Here is a 15,066-nt window from a genome sequence, read left to right as displayed (position 1 = left end):
CCATCGGCTTGTCACTCATCGTGAGGAATAGGATCCGGGCTCCGGTCCCAGCCTACCAGAGCCAGGGTTGCCACGACGCCAATCAACAGCCCCATCCAAGGCTCAAAGAATGCCAGAGCAGCGCCAATCAGAACCACCGTGCCCCGGGAAGCATTGTCCCTCGGGATCGACATGGCAATATAGGCGCAGGCAAAGCCGGTAAGCACAAGAGTCAGCGACAGTGCCACCCCCAGCAGCGGTTTGAGCCCGGTCAGCAGTGGCAGGAGGAAGAAGATAAACGGCAGGCCCATCAGGTAGTACGAGGCCAGGCCACTGTGGAGACTGTTCATGGCCTTTGGCCCCTGCTTCCAGCGCTGCACCACGATTACGTGAACACCGGTCCAGACCGCGCCCTGGGTCGGAAAGAATGGGGCAACAATGCCCATGATGGCGTTACGGATCGCCAGGGAAAAGTGGGTGCGGTTGAGGTTGATATCCACATGCTCGTCCTTGCGCACCTTCAAGCCGTCCCGCAACACTTCATTCCCGGTGACCAGATCGCCAAACAGGATGATGTAGGCAATCAGTGCCAGCGGAATACTCTGGAGAATCATCTCCTGGGACGGCCAGCCAATGGCCAGCGGAGAAACCTTTGCCAAGGCCTCGCCCAGTGGTGGCACCAGGATTCCCCATTGAATATCGAAATTCACCTCGCCAACCAAGGGCCCGACGATGGCCGCGGCCAGAAAGCCCGGCAGCAGGCCCAGGGCTCCCAGCATAAAGAAGAACCGGCTGCGCTCCTTGAGCTTCTGCATCGGAATGGAGAAAGTGAATATCAGGCAGATGGCGCAGGCAAGCCCGGTAGCGATAGGCTGTTCAAGCAGAAAGCGCTCGGCATCGTCCACGAACACCCGCTTGAGTGCGGCAATCGAGGCTCCGAGGATAATGCCGGCCTTGAGGGTATCGGGCAGCCAGATCACGAAGCGCCGGCCCAGGCCGGTGATCCCCAGAAACAGCACAAGGGTAGCGAATACCAGGCTCAAGGCGGTCATTGCCTGGAAACGGCTGACCGGGTCCTCGTAACCTCCTATCACAAACGCCAAGATCAGGGGCAACGCCGGGGTAATCCAGCCTCCCGCATAGGGCTCGCCGAAAACGATCACCGCCGAGGCAATCAGGGAGGCGTGGATCATCGACAATGCGACCGCTTCTTCAAAACTGAGGCCGAAGAAGGCCGTCATCACGGGGATCAGGGCCAGGCCTGTGGCGGCCGAAACAAACAGCCCCTGCAGGAACTCGGACCAGCACAGACGCGTGTGGTAAAACGGCACGCGGAACGTGAACGGCCCCCAGCGCCAGCCGGCTAACTCCGGTCTATCTTCCATGGAATGTCACTCGCTTTTTGGTTTTATTGTTTGCGAGTTGATTATGGGAAGGGTTTGCCCATCGCACGAATGAATATTTCTGATCTAGCTGAATAAATCCTGCTAATTGCGTGCAGCCGCGTACTTTGCAACACGATCGTCTGTTGTTGAGGCTATCCAATTCTGTCCCGGCCCTTTAGAATTCGGCCTTCCCCGAATCATCTGGAGCCGTCGCCTGCCATGTCGCCCCAATTGAACCCCGCCTCCGGTTTCGAGAAACTCCGCCGCATTGAGTCCAGCAAGGTTTTTCAGGGTGCTGTCATTGCCATCATCATCCTGTCGGCACTGACCATTGGTGCCAAAACCTATGACCTGCCCCCCCTGGTGGAGAAGTCGCTCATCGTGATGGACAACGGCATTACGCTGTTTTTCCTGATGGAGATCCTGTTCCGTTTTAGTGTATGCGCAAACAAGAAACGCTTTCTGTTCGACGGCTGGAACCTGTTCGATACCCTGGTGGTGATCGGCAGTCTGATTCCTCTGGATAATTCTGAAGCGGTGTTGCTGGGGCGTCTGTTGCGGGTGTTCCGGGTATTGCGCCTGGTATCCGTGGTTCCGGAACTCCGGTTCCTGATCAACTCGCTGTTAAAAGCGATTCCGCGCATGGGCTATATCGCCCTGCTGATGTTCATCATTTTCTATATCTACGCGGCCATGGGCTCAATGTTCTTTACCAGTGTAGATGAGGAGCTCTGGGGTGATGTGGCCATTGCCATGCTGACACTCTTCCGTGTGGCCACCTTCGAGGACTGGACCGATGTGATGTACGCCACCATGGAGCAATACCCGCTCAGCTGGATTTTCTACATCACGTTCATTTTCCTGACGGCGTTTGTTTTCCTGAACATGATGATCGGGGCGATCCTGGAGGTCATGAGCGAGGAGCAGAACGCCAAGCAGGCCCAGAAGGCCCATGATGAGCGAGACGAGATTGCCCGCCAGCTCCAGGCCGTTCAGGTACAGCTGGCGGAGCTGACGAAGCAGATCAGCGAAAAGCGCTGACTCAGAATGGCTTGGTCATTGCCAGATGCAGGATGGCGCTCACCTGCACCAGAGCAAGCACCGCAGCAGAAATTCGAACGGGCTTTCCGAGGGTGGTTTTCAGGGCGAATACGCCGGCAATGATGTAGCCGACCAGCAATACAATTTTGGCAATCAGCCACCCGGGCATGGCCGAAGCGTACCCGGCCACAAAAACCAGCGAGATCGCCGCCACCAGCAGAATGGTGTCGTTGATGTGGGGGATGAACCGCAGCGGGGTCTGGCGCCAGCCCGGTCTTCCGACGGCGTCCAGCAGCAGGCGCAGGGCAAACAGGGTGATGGTGAGGTACGCGGTGGTCACGTGCAGGTGCTTGAGAAGCATGTACGCGGTCATGAAAGTTCCTTTGTTAACAAACGTTTTGCCGCATTGTACGCAATCTACCTACAAGCAGGTATGGTTAACCCGGATGCCAGGGTTTAACATATACTCAGAATACATGTATATGGGAGACATCTATGCGGGCCATTCCAACTTCCCCTGAACGGGCGTCTGCCAGCGTCAGTCAGTTATTTTCCTACCCCTTCCGGATTTTCTTTCTGTCCATGACCGTTCTGGCCCTTGCCGCCATTCCCCTCTGGGTAATGCAGGTCAATGGCGTCATTAGCCTGCCCCTGGCGATGCCCGGCTTGCTCTGGCATCAGCACGAGATGCTGTTCGGTTTCCTGTCGGCAGCAATCGCGGGGTTCCTGTTAACCGCCGTCTGCGTGTGGACCCAGACCGAGCGCACCCACGGATTCAAGTTGGTGCTGCTGTGGGGCGTTTGGCTGGCCGGCCGCCTGCTGTTGGCAACTGGCGCCGACCTGCCGTATTGGTTGGTGCAGGGAGTGAACCTGGCTTTCCTGCCCCTGGTGATGGTGGATGCCGGCTGGCGAATCTGGCACGCCAGGCAAAAACGACAACTCATGATCATGGTGGTACTCGGCCTGCTTTGGTTGATGCAGATCGGCTTTGTCACCCGCCTCGACATGGCCTTCAGTTATGGTGCCCTGATCATGGCCATGGCACTGATCAGCATTGTCGGTGGCCGCATCACTCCGGCGTTTTCCACCGGCTGGTTGCGCCAGAGGGGACTCGACAGTAACGCTGTAAAGACCAATCCCGCGCTGGACATGGCAACTGTATTCAGCCTGATTCTGCTGATGGCATCCCTGGTGACTGGCTGGCAAACCGTTACCGGTTTGCTGGCGTTGCTGTCCGGTGTGCTTATGCTGGTGCGTCTGGCAGGATGGAAGGGCTGGCTCGTTCGCCAGGAACCCCTGCTCTGGATTCTGCACCTGTCCATCCTGTGGGTGCCGGTGGCCCTGTTCCTGTTGGCAGGCACGCTCTTCGCCGGCTGGCCATCCAACGCCTGGAGTCACGCGGCTGGAACCGGTGCCGTTGGTTGCCTGATTCTCGGAGTCATCGCCCGGGTCTCCCTCGGCCACAGTGGCAGAGCGCTGGTGTTACCCAGGGGAATGGTGCTTGCATTCATTGCCATTCATCTGGCCGCGCTGATCCGGGTGCTCACAGCCTTCGAGATTATTCCGTGGCACCCCGGCATTGGCTCCAGCACTTTGCTCTGGTTACTTGCCTTCGGGCTGTTCCTGTACCGCTACACCGGGATCCTGGCCAGCCCGAGACCAGATGGCCGCGAAGGCTGAACTACTGGTCAGGCGGCTAATTGCTCCCTGACCAGCAACTCAAACCGGGCCCTGGCCTGTCGAAAACGGCTGGCTGGAAAATGGATGCTGATCCCTTCCAGGGCCGCCAGTAACATTTCAAGGTGCGCATCCCAGCCCGCGCAGGCAATGGGCACCAGCTCATCATCAGGCAGCAGTAATGTCAGTGACAGGCGGGAGCCCTCATCAATGGGCTCAAGCTCCCATACCAATGGCCGCTCGGGGGAATCGCCGGAACTCCAGGAATAAGCCAGACGACGATTGGGCTGGCAATCCGTGACCCGGCAATCGATCGGCATACCGCTGTTGCCGAAATCCAGTTGAACCCGACCGCCCGGCCTGGCGTCGAGTGTACCCGGCGCTAACCACTCGGCCAGATACACTGAGTCTGTCAACATCTCCCAGACTCTCTCCGGCAAGTGCCCGGTTTCTCTTTCCAACCGCACCATAACCCGGTCACCCTCGCGCCGAACCTTGCCTTCGATGGTTTCCTCGTTCCCGGACATACGCCCTCCTTGCCAGTTTCGAATCTCCGGATTTCACAAAACGGACTCCAGATGATTGTATTTGGAGGGCCAGGCAACCACCTTGATGACCATCAAACGGGCTGAACAGTCGAAATCCGGTAACTCCAAACCAATAATCATCCACTAAAGGTCAATAGCTCATCGCGAAATTCGAGCTAAAGTATAAGGAAACCATTTTGTAACAGAGATACTGGCACTATGAACCCGGATCATTTTGACAAAGAAGACCTGATCAAATGCGGCCATGGCGAGCTCTTCCCTGGTTCCATGCGTTTGCCCATCAACGAGATGCTGATGTTTGACCGCGTCACGCATATCGCAGATGACGATGGCCTCTACGGTAAGGGCAGCCTGGTGGCCGAGCTCGACATCAACCCGGACCTGTGGTTCTTCAAGGTACACTTTGTTGACGATCCTGTGATGCCGGGTTGCCTTGGCCTGGACGCCATGTGGCAGCTGGTGGGATTCTTCCTGGCGTGGGGTGGCGGTGAAGGCAAGGGTCGTGCACTGGGCTCTGGTGAAGTGAAATTCACTGGTCAGGTGCTACCCACGGCGAAAAAAGTCACGTACCGCCTCGACCTCAAGCGCGTGATCAGACGAAAGCTGACCATGGCAATCGCGGATGGCCGGATGGAAGTAGATGGCCGGGAAATCTACACTGCCAAAGACCTGCGGGTCGGCATGTTCACCTCGACCGATGATTTTTAGGAGTTAACAGGATGCGTCGTGTTGTAATCACCGGTATGGGCATTGTTTCCAGCCTTGGTACCAACCAGAAGGAAGTCGCCCAGTCACTCAGGGAATCCCGTTCCGGCATCGGCTTCAGCGAAGAAGCCCGGGACAATGGTCTGCGCAGCCACATATGTGGCCAGATCAACCTGAACCTGCCCGAATTGATTGACCGGAAACTTTGGCGCTTCATGTGCCCGGCTTCCGGTTACACCTACCTGGCAATGCGCGAAGCCATCGAGCAGGCCGGGCTGACCGATGAGCACATCAAGGCCGATACCACCGGCATCATCTTCGGCCAGGGTGGCGCCTCGACAGTTGAACTGCTCGATTCCATCGACACCCATCGCGACCGCGGCATCCGCCGGGTTGGCCCTTATCGTGTGCCCCGCACCATGGGCAGCGCCATTAACGCGTCACTGGCAACCGGGTTTGGCATTCGCGGCATTAACTACGGTATCACCTCTGCCTGCGCCACGAGCGCCCACTCCATCGGCCATGCCGCAGATCTGATCGCTCTCGGGCGCCAGGATGTGATGTTTGCCGGCGGCGGCGAAGATATCCACTGGACCCTGAGCCTGCTGTTCGATGCCATGGGCGCCCTGTCTACCAAGTATAACGACACACCGGAACTGGCCTCGCGCACCTATGACGCAAACCGGGACGGCTTTGTTATTTCCGGTGGCGGCGGTGTACTCGCGCTTGAGGCGCTGGAACACGCCGAAGCTCGTGGCGCGAACATCCTGGCAGAGCTCGTCGGCTTCGGTGCAACTTCCGATGGCGCCGACATGGTTGCCCCGAGTGGCGAGGGCGCAGTGCGCTGCATGAAACAGGCAATGAAGAATCTGGATGGCGAAATCAGCTACGTGAACACTCACGGCACCAGCACCCCGGCCGGGGATATCACCGAGCTGAAAGCCCTGAAAGAGACGTTTGGCGACAAGATCCCGCCGTTGAGCTCCACCAAACCCCTTTGCGGCCACGCCCTGGGTGCGGCGGGCGTGCATGAGGCTATCTACAGCCTGATCATGCTGCGTGACGGCTTTATTGCTCCATCGGCAAATATCGAGACCCTCGACGAAGGGGCCGAAGGCTACCCGATCGTGCGGGAACGCATGGATAACCAGAAACTGGACCTGGTGATGAGCAACAGCTTTGGCTTTGGCGGCACCAATGCCTCTCTGGTGTTCAAAAAGGTCTGATCCGGATCAGGACAGCCTGACAGAGCGATATTCAGCCGGGGATGTTCCCATCCAGCGCTTGAAAGCCCGGCTGAATGCACTCAACTCCGAAAACCCAAGCTGCTCGGCAATTTCCACCAGCGGCTTGGTCTTGTCCTGCATGTAGGTCAAAGCCTGCCTGCGACGAACATCCTCTAGCAGACGAGCAAACGTCAGCCCTTCCCGCTTCAGTTTCTTATGCAGCGTGTAACGGCTCATATGCAGCTGCGACGCCACGACTTCCACACCAACCTTGCCACGAGCAAGCTGCACACTGATCAGGGAACTGACCCTGACACTCAGCGAAGCCCGCGCCACCTCTGGCGTCAGAGGCTTTAATGCCATCTGGAACTCCTCCTTTGCAACGCTTCGGTCCCAAAAACCGGAACCGTGAGCGTACACATGTTAGCCGAAAACAATCAATAAGACCTTTGAGCAGGATCAAGGGAACGCCCGGCGGCATACGGCAAAATGCCCCACTTTCAGAATCGCCCGGAGCCACCATGAATACCCCGGAACTGTTAGCCCCCGCGGGCACCCCCGAACACCTGGAAACCGCCTTCGCCTATGGCGCCGATGCGGTCTACGCTGGCCAGCCCCGCTACTCGCTGAGAGTAAGAAACAACAGTTTCAAAGACGTTGCAGCGCTCGGCGCGGGCATTGAACGGGCCCACGAACTGGGCAAACAATTCTACCTTGTCTCCAACATAGCACCTCACAACGACAAGGTACGGTCCTATCTCAGGGATCTAGCGCCAGTACTGGAACAAAAGCCCGACGCCCTGATCATGTCAGACCCCGGCCTGATCATGCTGGTGCGGGAGAAATGGCCAGACCAGCCCATCCATCTCTCGGTACAGGCCAATGCGGTGAACTGGGCCACCGTGGAGTTCTGGCGGCGGCAGGGCATCAGCCGGGTGATCCTGTCCCGGGAACTGGCACTGAATGAGATCCGCGAGATTCGAGACCGCGTGCCGGACATGGAACTGGAAGTCTTCGTACACGGCGCCCTGTGCATGGCCTATTCCGGTCGCTGCCTGCTCTCGGGGTACATGAACCACCGGGACGCCAACCAGGGCGCCTGCACCAACGCCTGCCGATGGAACTACAAGCAGGTTCAACACGGCCACGACCAGACCGGTGACCTGATCGCCACCAGTAGCGGCGGCGAAGTGCAGGAAGTGGCGCCCAAAGAAATCCTGATGGAAGAGCCCAACCGCCCGGGCGGCTTCATTCCCGCCTACGAAGACGAGCACGGCACCTACATCATGAACTCAAAGGATTTGAGAGCCGTTCAGCACGTGGCGGAACTTGCAAAGATGGGCGTTCACTCCCTGAAAATTGAGGGCCGGACAAAGAGCACCTACTACGTCGCCCGCACCACCCAGGTTTACCGTCGCGCCATCGACGAAGCCGTGCAGGGCAAGCCCTTCGACATGGGCCTGATGGACGAACTGGAGGCCCTCTCCAACCGCGGCTACACCGAAGGCTTTCTCCGCCGCCACCTGCCCCGGGAGTACCAGACCTACGAACAGGGCTCCTCATTCCTCGGCACCCAGCAGGTTGTCGGCACTATCACCGATGCGAATGACCAGTGGCTGACCATCGACGTGAAAAACAAATTTGCTCCCGGTGACCAACTGGAACTGATCAGCCCGACCGGCAACATCCGGTTCTCGGCCAGTATCATGGAAAACCGAAACGGCCAGGCCATGGACTGTGCGCCTGGCAGCGGGCATATCGTGCGAATTCCGATACCGACTGATCTTCCACAAACTCTGGAGCACAGCTACCTCACCAGAATCCTGACTACCGGCGACTAGCAATTAGTCTGACTATCGGCCCCATTGCCAGTCCCTTAGTGCCCCAATGGCCGATTAAGGTATAATCACCCCACCCATAAATTAATACCTGACTATTTTACTCTGGTATTGTATAATCGCTGGCCAGAAGCGATGGATCAAAGCGGCTTTATCTGCTTATTTTTCAACACCGGCTTTGAAAATCCGTCATCCAAAAAGCGATTGCAGGGCGTACTCACAGGTTGAGCGATCACTGCAACACCCAAACTGATGACATCCGATCGACAGCCAATCTTGAGGCTGTCGGCGACACCAAGGGCGCAAGCCCGCGATGAGAGAATACGGAGCGACGATCATGGCGACCACCGACACCGAGGTGAACGAGCTGATCAAACGGGAATACGAGTACGGATTTGTAACAGATATTGAATCCGACACGTTCGAACCCGGCCTTAATGAAGACGTTATCGCCCGCCTGTCCGGCCTCAAGAAAGAACCGGAATGGATGCTGGAGTGGCGTCTGAAAGCCTACCGTCGCTGGCTCGAGATGGACGAGCCGGACTGGGCCCATGTGGGCTACCCAAAAATCGACTACAACTCGATTTCCTACTACTCCGCGCCCAAGCGCCCCGAAGACATGCCCCAGAGCCTGGACGAAGTGGATCCGGAACTGCTGAAAACCTACGAAAAGCTGGGCATTCCCCTGCACGAGCGCGAAAAGCTGGCAGGCGTAGCTGTTGATGCAGTATTCGATTCGGTTTCCGTAGCAACCACGTTCAAGGAACCACTGGCCAAGGCCGGCGTGATCTTCTGCTCCATCTCCGAAGCGATCCAGGATTACCCGGAGCTGGTCAAAAAATACCTGGGTTCGGTAGTGCCTGCTGGCGACAACTTCTTCGCTGGCCTGAACTCCGCAGTCTTCTCCGACGGTACCTTTGTGTACGTACCCAAGGGCGTTCGCTGTCCCATGGAGCTGTCCACCTACTTCCGCATCAACGCCGCCAACACCGGCCAGTTCGAGCGCACCCTCATTATCGCCGAAGACAGCAGCTACGTGAGCTACCTCGAAGGTTGCACCGCGCCGATGCGGGACGAGAACCAGCTGCACGCGGCCGTTGTTGAGCTGGTGGCCCTGGACGACGCCCAGATCAAGTATTCCACCGTACAGAACTGGTATCCCGGCGACGAAGAAGGCAAAGGTGGCATCTTCAACTTCGTCACCAAGCGTGGCGCCGCCATCGGCAAGAACTCCAAGATCTCCTGGACCCAGGTCGAAACCGGCTCTGCGGTCACCTGGAAATATCCGAGCTGCGTCCTGCGGGGCGAAAACAGTGTTGGCGAGTTCTATTCCGTAGCGCTAACCAACAACTACCAGCAGGCCGACACCGGCACCAAGATGATTCACCTGGGCAAAAACACCTCCAGCACGATCATCTCCAAGGGTATCTCGGCCGGCAAGAGCTCCAACGCTTACCGTGGCCTGGTGAAATTCGGTCCCGGAGCGGAAGGGGCGCGTAACTTCACCCAGTGCGACTCGCTGCTGATCGGCGATCGCTGTGGCGCGCACACGTTCCCGTACATCGAGAGCAAGAACAAGTCGGCCATCGTCGAGCACGAGGCAACCACCTCGAAGGTCAGCGACGAGCAGATGTTCCTCTGCCGTCAGCGCGGCATTGAACCGGAACAGGCGGTCTCCATGATCGTGAACGGCTTCTGCAAGGAAGTGTTCAAGGAGCTGCCAATGGAGTTCGCTGTCGAAGCCGGCAAACTGCTCGAGGTAAGCCTCGAAGGGTCCGTTGGTTAAACACCTTTGCCCTGCTGGTCTCAAAGAGGCCAGCAAGCGAGTCTAATTTTACAGACAGAATTTCGGAATAGAGAGAAGTCTACAAATGCTGAGCATCAAGAACCTGCACGCATCCGTCGAGGGCAAAGAAATCCTCAAGGGCATCAACCTGGAAATCAAGGCCGGGGAAGTTCACGCCATCATGGGCCCCAACGGCTCTGGTAAGAGCACCCTGTCGCAGGTGCTGGCAGGCAACGAAGCATTTGAAGTTACCGAGGGTGAAATCACCCTGAACGGCGACAACCTGCTGGAACTTGAAACCGAAGAGCGCGCCCGCGAAGGCATCTTCCTGGCGTTCCAGTACCCGGTGGAAATTCCCGGCGTTAGCAACCTTCAGTTCCTGCGCACCGCCGTAAACGCCATGCGCCAGCACAAAGGCCAGGACGAAATGAACGCGGCTGAGTTCATGAAGCTTGCGCGAGAGATCTCCAAGCAGGTGGATCTGGACCCGGCGTTCCTGAAGCGGGGCGTTAACGAAGGCTTCTCGGGCGGTGAGAAAAAGCGTAACGAAATCATGCAGGCACTGCTGCTGCAGCCGAAGCTGGCGATTCTCGACGAGACCGATTCCGGGCTCGACATCGACGCCCTGAAAGTTGTTTCTGACGGCGTGAACGCTCTGCGTGCGGAAGACCGCGCCATCCTGATGGTGACCCACTACCAGCGCCTGCTGAATCACATTGTGCCGGACTACGTGCACGTTCTGGCCGGCGGCAAGATCATTAAATCTGGCGGCCGCGAACTGGCCCTGGAGCTGGAAGAACGCGGCTATGGCTGGCTGGGCATCAAGGATGAAGAAACTGCCGACAGTTCAGCCAACTAAGGAGGTCGCGGAATGAAACCAGCACCCACTCTTTCCACGGCGTTCCTGCATCCAGCCGGTCAGTCTCTGCCGGAACCACTGCTTGCCCTGCGCAAGCAACGGGGTACTGCACTGGTCGACATGCCGTTGCCGACCCGGAAAACCGAGAACTGGAAATACTCCAGCAAGTACTTGAAGCTGACCGACGACATGGCCATCTCCCTGCCGGCGGAAGGCAAGACCGGCAGCAGCTTGGCAGTACCCGGCTACAAGGTAGCGTTCCTCAACGGCGTGATGATGCCGGAAGCCTGCGAATACCCGGATCTGGACGGCATCAGCATCAAAAGCTTTGGTGACCTGAGCGACGACGAAGCCAGTGACCTGGCGGACCGTCTGGACAGCACCCTGGACAACAAGGCGGTCCAGATGGCCCGGCTCAACTCTGCGCGTTTTGAAGACGGCCTGCTGATTCGCCTGAAGCCAGACGCCGTACTCGACCAGCCGCTGTTCATTGTCCACGAGGTCACGGCCGAGGCAAGCGGTTCAGCCTTCCCGCGCATTTTCGTGGATGCCGGCCGCCACAGCCAGATTACCCTTGTAGAAGAATATATCTCCAGCGGCTCGGCCCAGGTGATGGTCAACACTGTTACCGAATTCAACGTGGCCGAAGGCGCCAATATCACCAGCGTCCGCCTCAATATGGAAGGCGAGAATGTCCAGCACATTGGCTCTACCGGTGTCCTGCAGCAACGTAGCTCCCGGTTTGAAAGCCACACGGTTGGCTTTGGTGGCCCCCTGCGCCGGCACGACCTCCAGGTTCGACTGGAGGGCGAAGGTGCCGAGTGCAAGCTCAACGGCGTGGTTGTTACCCAGGGCAAACAGCACTACGACAATCACACCACCATTGAACACGTGGCTGCCCACTGCAACAGCGAAGAGACCTACCGCAATATTGCAGCGGACCAGTCCCACGCAGTTTTTAATGGCCGGATTCATATCCATCAGGATGCCCAGAAGTCCAATGCGGATATGAACAACAAGAACCTGCTGCTGTCCAACGGGGCAGAGATCGATACCAAGCCGGAGCTGGAAATCTACGCCGATGACGTAAAATGTGCCCATGGCGCAACCATCGGCCAACTTGATGAGATCTCACTGTTTTATCTGGTTTCACGAGGCATCGGCCGGCGTGAGGCGAACGTTCTGCTCACCATGGCCTTCATCAACGAGCTGGTAGAGCAGATTCCGATTGAAGCAGTGCGGGAAACGGTCCAGGGCCGGCTGAACCACTTCTTCGAACAGGCATTCCAGGAGGCGTAACCGGTTATGACCGATCTGTCCGTGGCAAGCACCGCCAAGCGCACCACCTTCGATGTGGACGCGATTCGCCGGGATTTCCCGATCCTGTCACAGCAGGTGAACGGCAAACCCCTGGTGTATCTGGACAACGGCGCATCGGCCCAGAAGCCAGAGGCTGTGCTGAACGCCATGGATCGGTATTACCGGGAAATGCACTCCAACGTTCATCGTGGCGCTCATACGCTTGGAGATCGTGCGACCGCCGCCTTCGAAGGTGCCCGTGAGACGGTCCGCAACTTCCTGAATGCCGAGAGCACCAAGGAAATCATTTGGACCCGTGGCACCACCGAAGCCATCAACCTGGTTGCCAACGGCCTGGCACCGCGCCTGAAGGCCGGCGACGAGATCCTGGTGAGCCACATGGAGCATCACGCCAACATTGTGCCCTGGCAGATGATTGCCGAGCGCACTGGGGCGAAAGTGGTTCCGATTCAAGTGACACCGGACGGCGAGCTGGATCTCGAATCTTTCACCAGCCTGCTCAATGAGAAAACCCGGGTGCTGGCCATCACCCACGTCTCCAACGTGCTTGGCACCGTAAACCCGGTGGCGGCCCTGGTTGAACAGGCCAAGGCCCACGGCATTATTACCCTGGTGGACGGCGCCCAGGCGGTGCCACACTACCAGCCGGATGTGCAGGCGCTGGGCTGCGATTTCTACGTGTTCTCGTCTCACAAGCTGTTCGGCCCCACGGGCATTGGCGTGCTCTACGGCAAGGCCCAATTGCTGGAGGAAATGCCCCCTTACCAGGGCGGCGGAGAGATGATCGAACGGGTCTCGTTTGAGCGGACCACCTGGAACACCCTGCCCTACAAATTCGAAGCCGGTACCCCGGCCATTGCCGAGGCGGTTGGGCTGGGCGCGGCCATCGACTACCTGAACGGCCTGGATCGCCCGGCCATGGAAGCGGCGGAGGTCGCTCTACTTGAGCGGGCCAACCAGTTAGTGGAAACGGTACCTGGCATGCAAATCATCGGCACCGCGAAACAGAAAGTGCCGGTCATGTCCTTTAAAATTGCCGGCCTGCACCCCAGTGATATAGGCACGCTGCTGGATCAGCAGGGTATTGCGATCCGCACCGGCCATCATTGCGCCATGCCGTTGATGGATTTCTATGGAGTTCCCGGTACAGCCCGGGCCTCATTCGCGTTCTACAATACACTGGACGAGGTGGATACATTGTTTACCGCCCTGCAGAAAGTCCAGCGTCTGTTTGCCTGATGGAGGTGGAATCATGACAGCCGAAGTCTTCACCCCGACCGTTGCCGTCACCATGACGCCAAGCGCGGTCAAGCACGTACGCAAACAGCTGGAGAAAAAGCCGGAAGCCAAAGGCATTCGGCTGGCTATAAAAAAGAGTGGCTGCTCCGGCTTCAAGTACGAAACCCAATGGGTGGAAGATGTCGCAGCCGACGACAAGGTTTTCCACATTGATGGCGTCGACGTCTTCGTTAAAGAGGAGCACCTGCCTCTGGTGAATGGCATTGAGATCGACTTCATCACCGAGGGTGTGAACTCCATGTTTCACTTCCGCAATCCGAACGCCACTGCAGAATGCGGATGCGGCGAGAGCTTTACCGTAGCGTAATCCCTCACTGAACGTGTAGGTCGGATTAGCAAAGCGTAATCCGACACCAGAGATTGATAAAAGCGAGGCCCGAACAGGCATGCAAGAACGGGAAGTGGTCCTGACCAAACGCGAGGTGGAAGCCCGCCTTGTTCCTTCCGGAACCGAAATCATGATTCCGTCGGACACCTTTGTGACCATCACACAGTCGCTGGGTGGCACCTTCACGGTCGCCGTGAACGGCAACCTTGCCCGGATTGAAGGCCACGATGCCGATGCGCTTGGCAAGAAACCGCTGGAAAGCAGCTTCGAGACCCCTGAAGACGGCACCGTCAACGAAAATCAGGTCTGGGAAGCCATGCAGAACTGCTACGACCCGGAAATTCCGGTGAACGTGGTCGATCTGGGCCTGATTTACGAGTGCAAGATTGAAAATGGCACCGAAGACGGCAACCATGTCTACGTCCTGATGACACTGACTGCCGCTGGCTGCGGCATGGGGCCGGTTATTACCGAAGATGTGAAAACCAAGTTGGAGCATGTGCCCAACGTGGACAAAGTCACCGTTGAGCTGACCTTCGATCCGCCCTGGAGCAACGACATGCTCACCGACGAAGCCAAACTCGAACTGGGAATGCTGTAAATGACTGCCAGTGAACAGGACTTTCTGAACAACCCTTTGGGCAAAGACACCACCCTCGAAGACGTTCTCGATGGCTTCGAACTGCTGGACGACTGGGAAGAGCGCTACGCCTTTATTATTGATCTGGGCAAACAGCTTCCCGCCTTCCCGGAGGAGGCCAGGGTTGAAGAGAATTATGTTCACGGCTGCCAGAGCCAGGTCTGGCTGATACACCATTACGATGAAGCCAGTGGTCGCCTGTACCTGCTGATCGACTCGGACGCCATGATCGTTCGCGGATTGGCCGCCATCATCCTGGTCGCCCTGAACGGCAAGACTCCGAGGGATCTCCTGGCCACAGACATCGATGAATTGTTTGAGCAGTTGGACCTGTTCCGCCACATTTCCCCGACCCGCGGCAACGGGCTTCGAGCCATGGTCGGCAAAATCCGGGATATTGCGGCCGCCGAAGTGGCCGGCACCAGCAACTGATGC

At 57.8% G+C, this 15,066-nt stretch carries 16 protein-coding genes; 12 read left to right on the top strand and 4 right to left on the bottom strand.

Going from position 1 to position 15,066, the window contains the following annotated elements; translation table 11 throughout:
* Window positions 1-11: 11 nt before the first annotated feature.
* Window positions 12-1,364, bottom strand: coding sequence for a hypothetical protein (locus FMN52_RS12885; RefSeq protein ID WP_148608993.1), 1,353 nt, complete (start codon window positions 1,362-1,364; stop codon window positions 12-14).
* 219 nt (window positions 1,365-1,583) lie between these two features.
* Between FMN52_RS12885 and FMN52_RS12880 the strand changes: the two genes are divergently transcribed.
* Window positions 1,584-2,405 (top strand): ion transporter, encoded by an 822-nt coding sequence (locus tag FMN52_RS12880; RefSeq protein WP_148608992.1) that lies wholly within the window; start codon window positions 1,584-1,586, stop codon window positions 2,403-2,405.
* A gap of 1 nt (window position 2,406) precedes the next feature.
* Here FMN52_RS12880 and FMN52_RS12875 read toward each other — a convergent pair whose 3' ends face one another.
* Window positions 2,407-2,778 carry a SirB2 family protein gene (locus tag FMN52_RS12875; protein ID WP_148608991.1) on the bottom strand — a complete coding sequence of 124 codons (372 nt, stop codon included), beginning with the start codon at window positions 2,776-2,778 and terminating at the stop codon, window positions 2,407-2,409.
* Window positions 2,779-2,900: 122 nt separating this feature from the next.
* Here FMN52_RS12875 and FMN52_RS12870 point away from each other — a divergent pair, with 122 nt between their 5' ends.
* Window positions 2,901-4,085 (top strand): NnrS family protein, encoded by a 1,185-nt coding sequence (locus FMN52_RS12870; protein ID WP_148608990.1) that lies wholly within the window; start codon window positions 2,901-2,903, stop codon window positions 4,083-4,085.
* A gap of 8 nt (window positions 4,086-4,093) precedes the next feature.
* On the opposite strand, the gene FMN52_RS12865 is transcribed toward FMN52_RS12870, so the two are convergent.
* The gene (locus FMN52_RS12865) at window positions 4,094-4,609 is read right to left on the bottom strand and encodes an SRPBCC family protein (protein ID WP_148608989.1); all 516 of its coding nucleotides are present in this window, start codon (window positions 4,607-4,609) and stop codon (window positions 4,094-4,096) included.
* A 219-nt stretch (window positions 4,610-4,828) separates the two neighbouring features.
* Here FMN52_RS12865 and fabA point away from each other — a divergent pair, with 219 nt between their 5' ends.
* Both fabA and fabB read left to right on the top strand, forming a co-directional pair.
* Entirely contained in the window at window positions 4,829-5,338 is a 510-nt protein-coding gene (gene fabA, locus FMN52_RS12860; protein WP_148608988.1) for a bifunctional 3-hydroxydecanoyl-ACP dehydratase/trans-2-decenoyl-ACP isomerase, read from the top strand.
* An 11-nt stretch (window positions 5,339-5,349) separates the two neighbouring features.
* On the top strand, window positions 5,350-6,561 hold the full coding sequence (gene fabB / locus FMN52_RS12855; RefSeq protein ID WP_148608987.1) for a beta-ketoacyl-ACP synthase I: 1,212 nt from the start codon (window positions 5,350-5,352) through the stop codon (window positions 6,559-6,561).
* Between the two features lie 6 nt (window positions 6,562-6,567).
* Here the strand turns inward: fabB and FMN52_RS12850 are convergent, their stop codons facing one another.
* On the bottom strand, window positions 6,568-6,924 hold the full coding sequence (locus tag FMN52_RS12850; RefSeq protein WP_064227559.1) for a helix-turn-helix transcriptional regulator: 357 nt from the start codon (window positions 6,922-6,924) through the stop codon (window positions 6,568-6,570).
* A 158-nt stretch (window positions 6,925-7,082) separates the two neighbouring features.
* Between FMN52_RS12850 and yegQ the strand changes: the two genes are divergently transcribed.
* The 8 genes from yegQ (at window position 7,083) to FMN52_RS12810 (ending at window position 15,063) form a co-directional block, all read left to right on the top strand.
* Window positions 7,083-8,402, top strand: a complete 1,320-nt coding sequence (gene yegQ / locus FMN52_RS12845; protein ID WP_148608986.1) for a tRNA 5-hydroxyuridine modification protein YegQ — start codon at window positions 7,083-7,085, stop codon at window positions 8,400-8,402.
* A 334-nt stretch (window positions 8,403-8,736) separates the two neighbouring features.
* Window positions 8,737-10,185 carry a Fe-S cluster assembly protein SufB gene (gene sufB, locus FMN52_RS12840; RefSeq protein ID WP_148608985.1) on the top strand — a complete coding sequence of 483 codons (1,449 nt, stop codon included), beginning with the start codon at window positions 8,737-8,739 and terminating at the stop codon, window positions 10,183-10,185.
* An 85-nt stretch (window positions 10,186-10,270) separates the two neighbouring features.
* Window positions 10,271-11,044, top strand: coding sequence for a Fe-S cluster assembly ATPase SufC (gene sufC / locus FMN52_RS12835; protein WP_148608984.1), 774 nt, complete (start codon window positions 10,271-10,273; stop codon window positions 11,042-11,044).
* 12 nt (window positions 11,045-11,056) lie between these two features.
* Complete coding sequence (gene sufD / locus FMN52_RS12830) at window positions 11,057-12,343, top strand: Fe-S cluster assembly protein SufD (RefSeq protein ID WP_148608983.1); 1,287 nt, start codon at window positions 11,057-11,059, stop codon at window positions 12,341-12,343.
* Between the two features lie 6 nt (window positions 12,344-12,349).
* Window positions 12,350-13,603 carry a cysteine desulfurase gene (locus FMN52_RS12825; protein WP_148608982.1) on the top strand — a complete coding sequence of 418 codons (1,254 nt, stop codon included), beginning with the start codon at window positions 12,350-12,352 and terminating at the stop codon, window positions 13,601-13,603.
* 13 nt (window positions 13,604-13,616) lie between these two features.
* Window positions 13,617-13,970: an iron-sulfur cluster assembly accessory protein gene (locus FMN52_RS12820; RefSeq protein WP_148608981.1), complete on the top strand. Its 354-nt coding sequence runs from the start codon at window positions 13,617-13,619 to the stop codon at window positions 13,968-13,970.
* A 79-nt stretch (window positions 13,971-14,049) separates the two neighbouring features.
* Window positions 14,050-14,592, top strand: coding sequence for a putative Fe-S cluster assembly protein SufT (gene sufT, locus FMN52_RS12815; protein ID WP_148608980.1), 543 nt, complete (start codon window positions 14,050-14,052; stop codon window positions 14,590-14,592).
* Window positions 14,593-15,063: a SufE family protein gene (locus tag FMN52_RS12810; RefSeq protein ID WP_148608979.1), complete on the top strand. Its 471-nt coding sequence runs from the start codon at window positions 14,593-14,595 to the stop codon at window positions 15,061-15,063. It begins immediately after the preceding gene.
* Window positions 15,064-15,066 lie beyond the last annotated feature (3 nt).

Origin of the sequence: Marinobacter sp. BW6, from assembly GCF_008107725.1 — a bacterium.
In the GTDB taxonomy this organism is placed as follows: domain Bacteria; phylum Pseudomonadota; class Gammaproteobacteria; order Pseudomonadales; family Oleiphilaceae; genus Marinobacter.
This window is presented reverse-complemented; position numbering and strand designations above follow the sequence as displayed.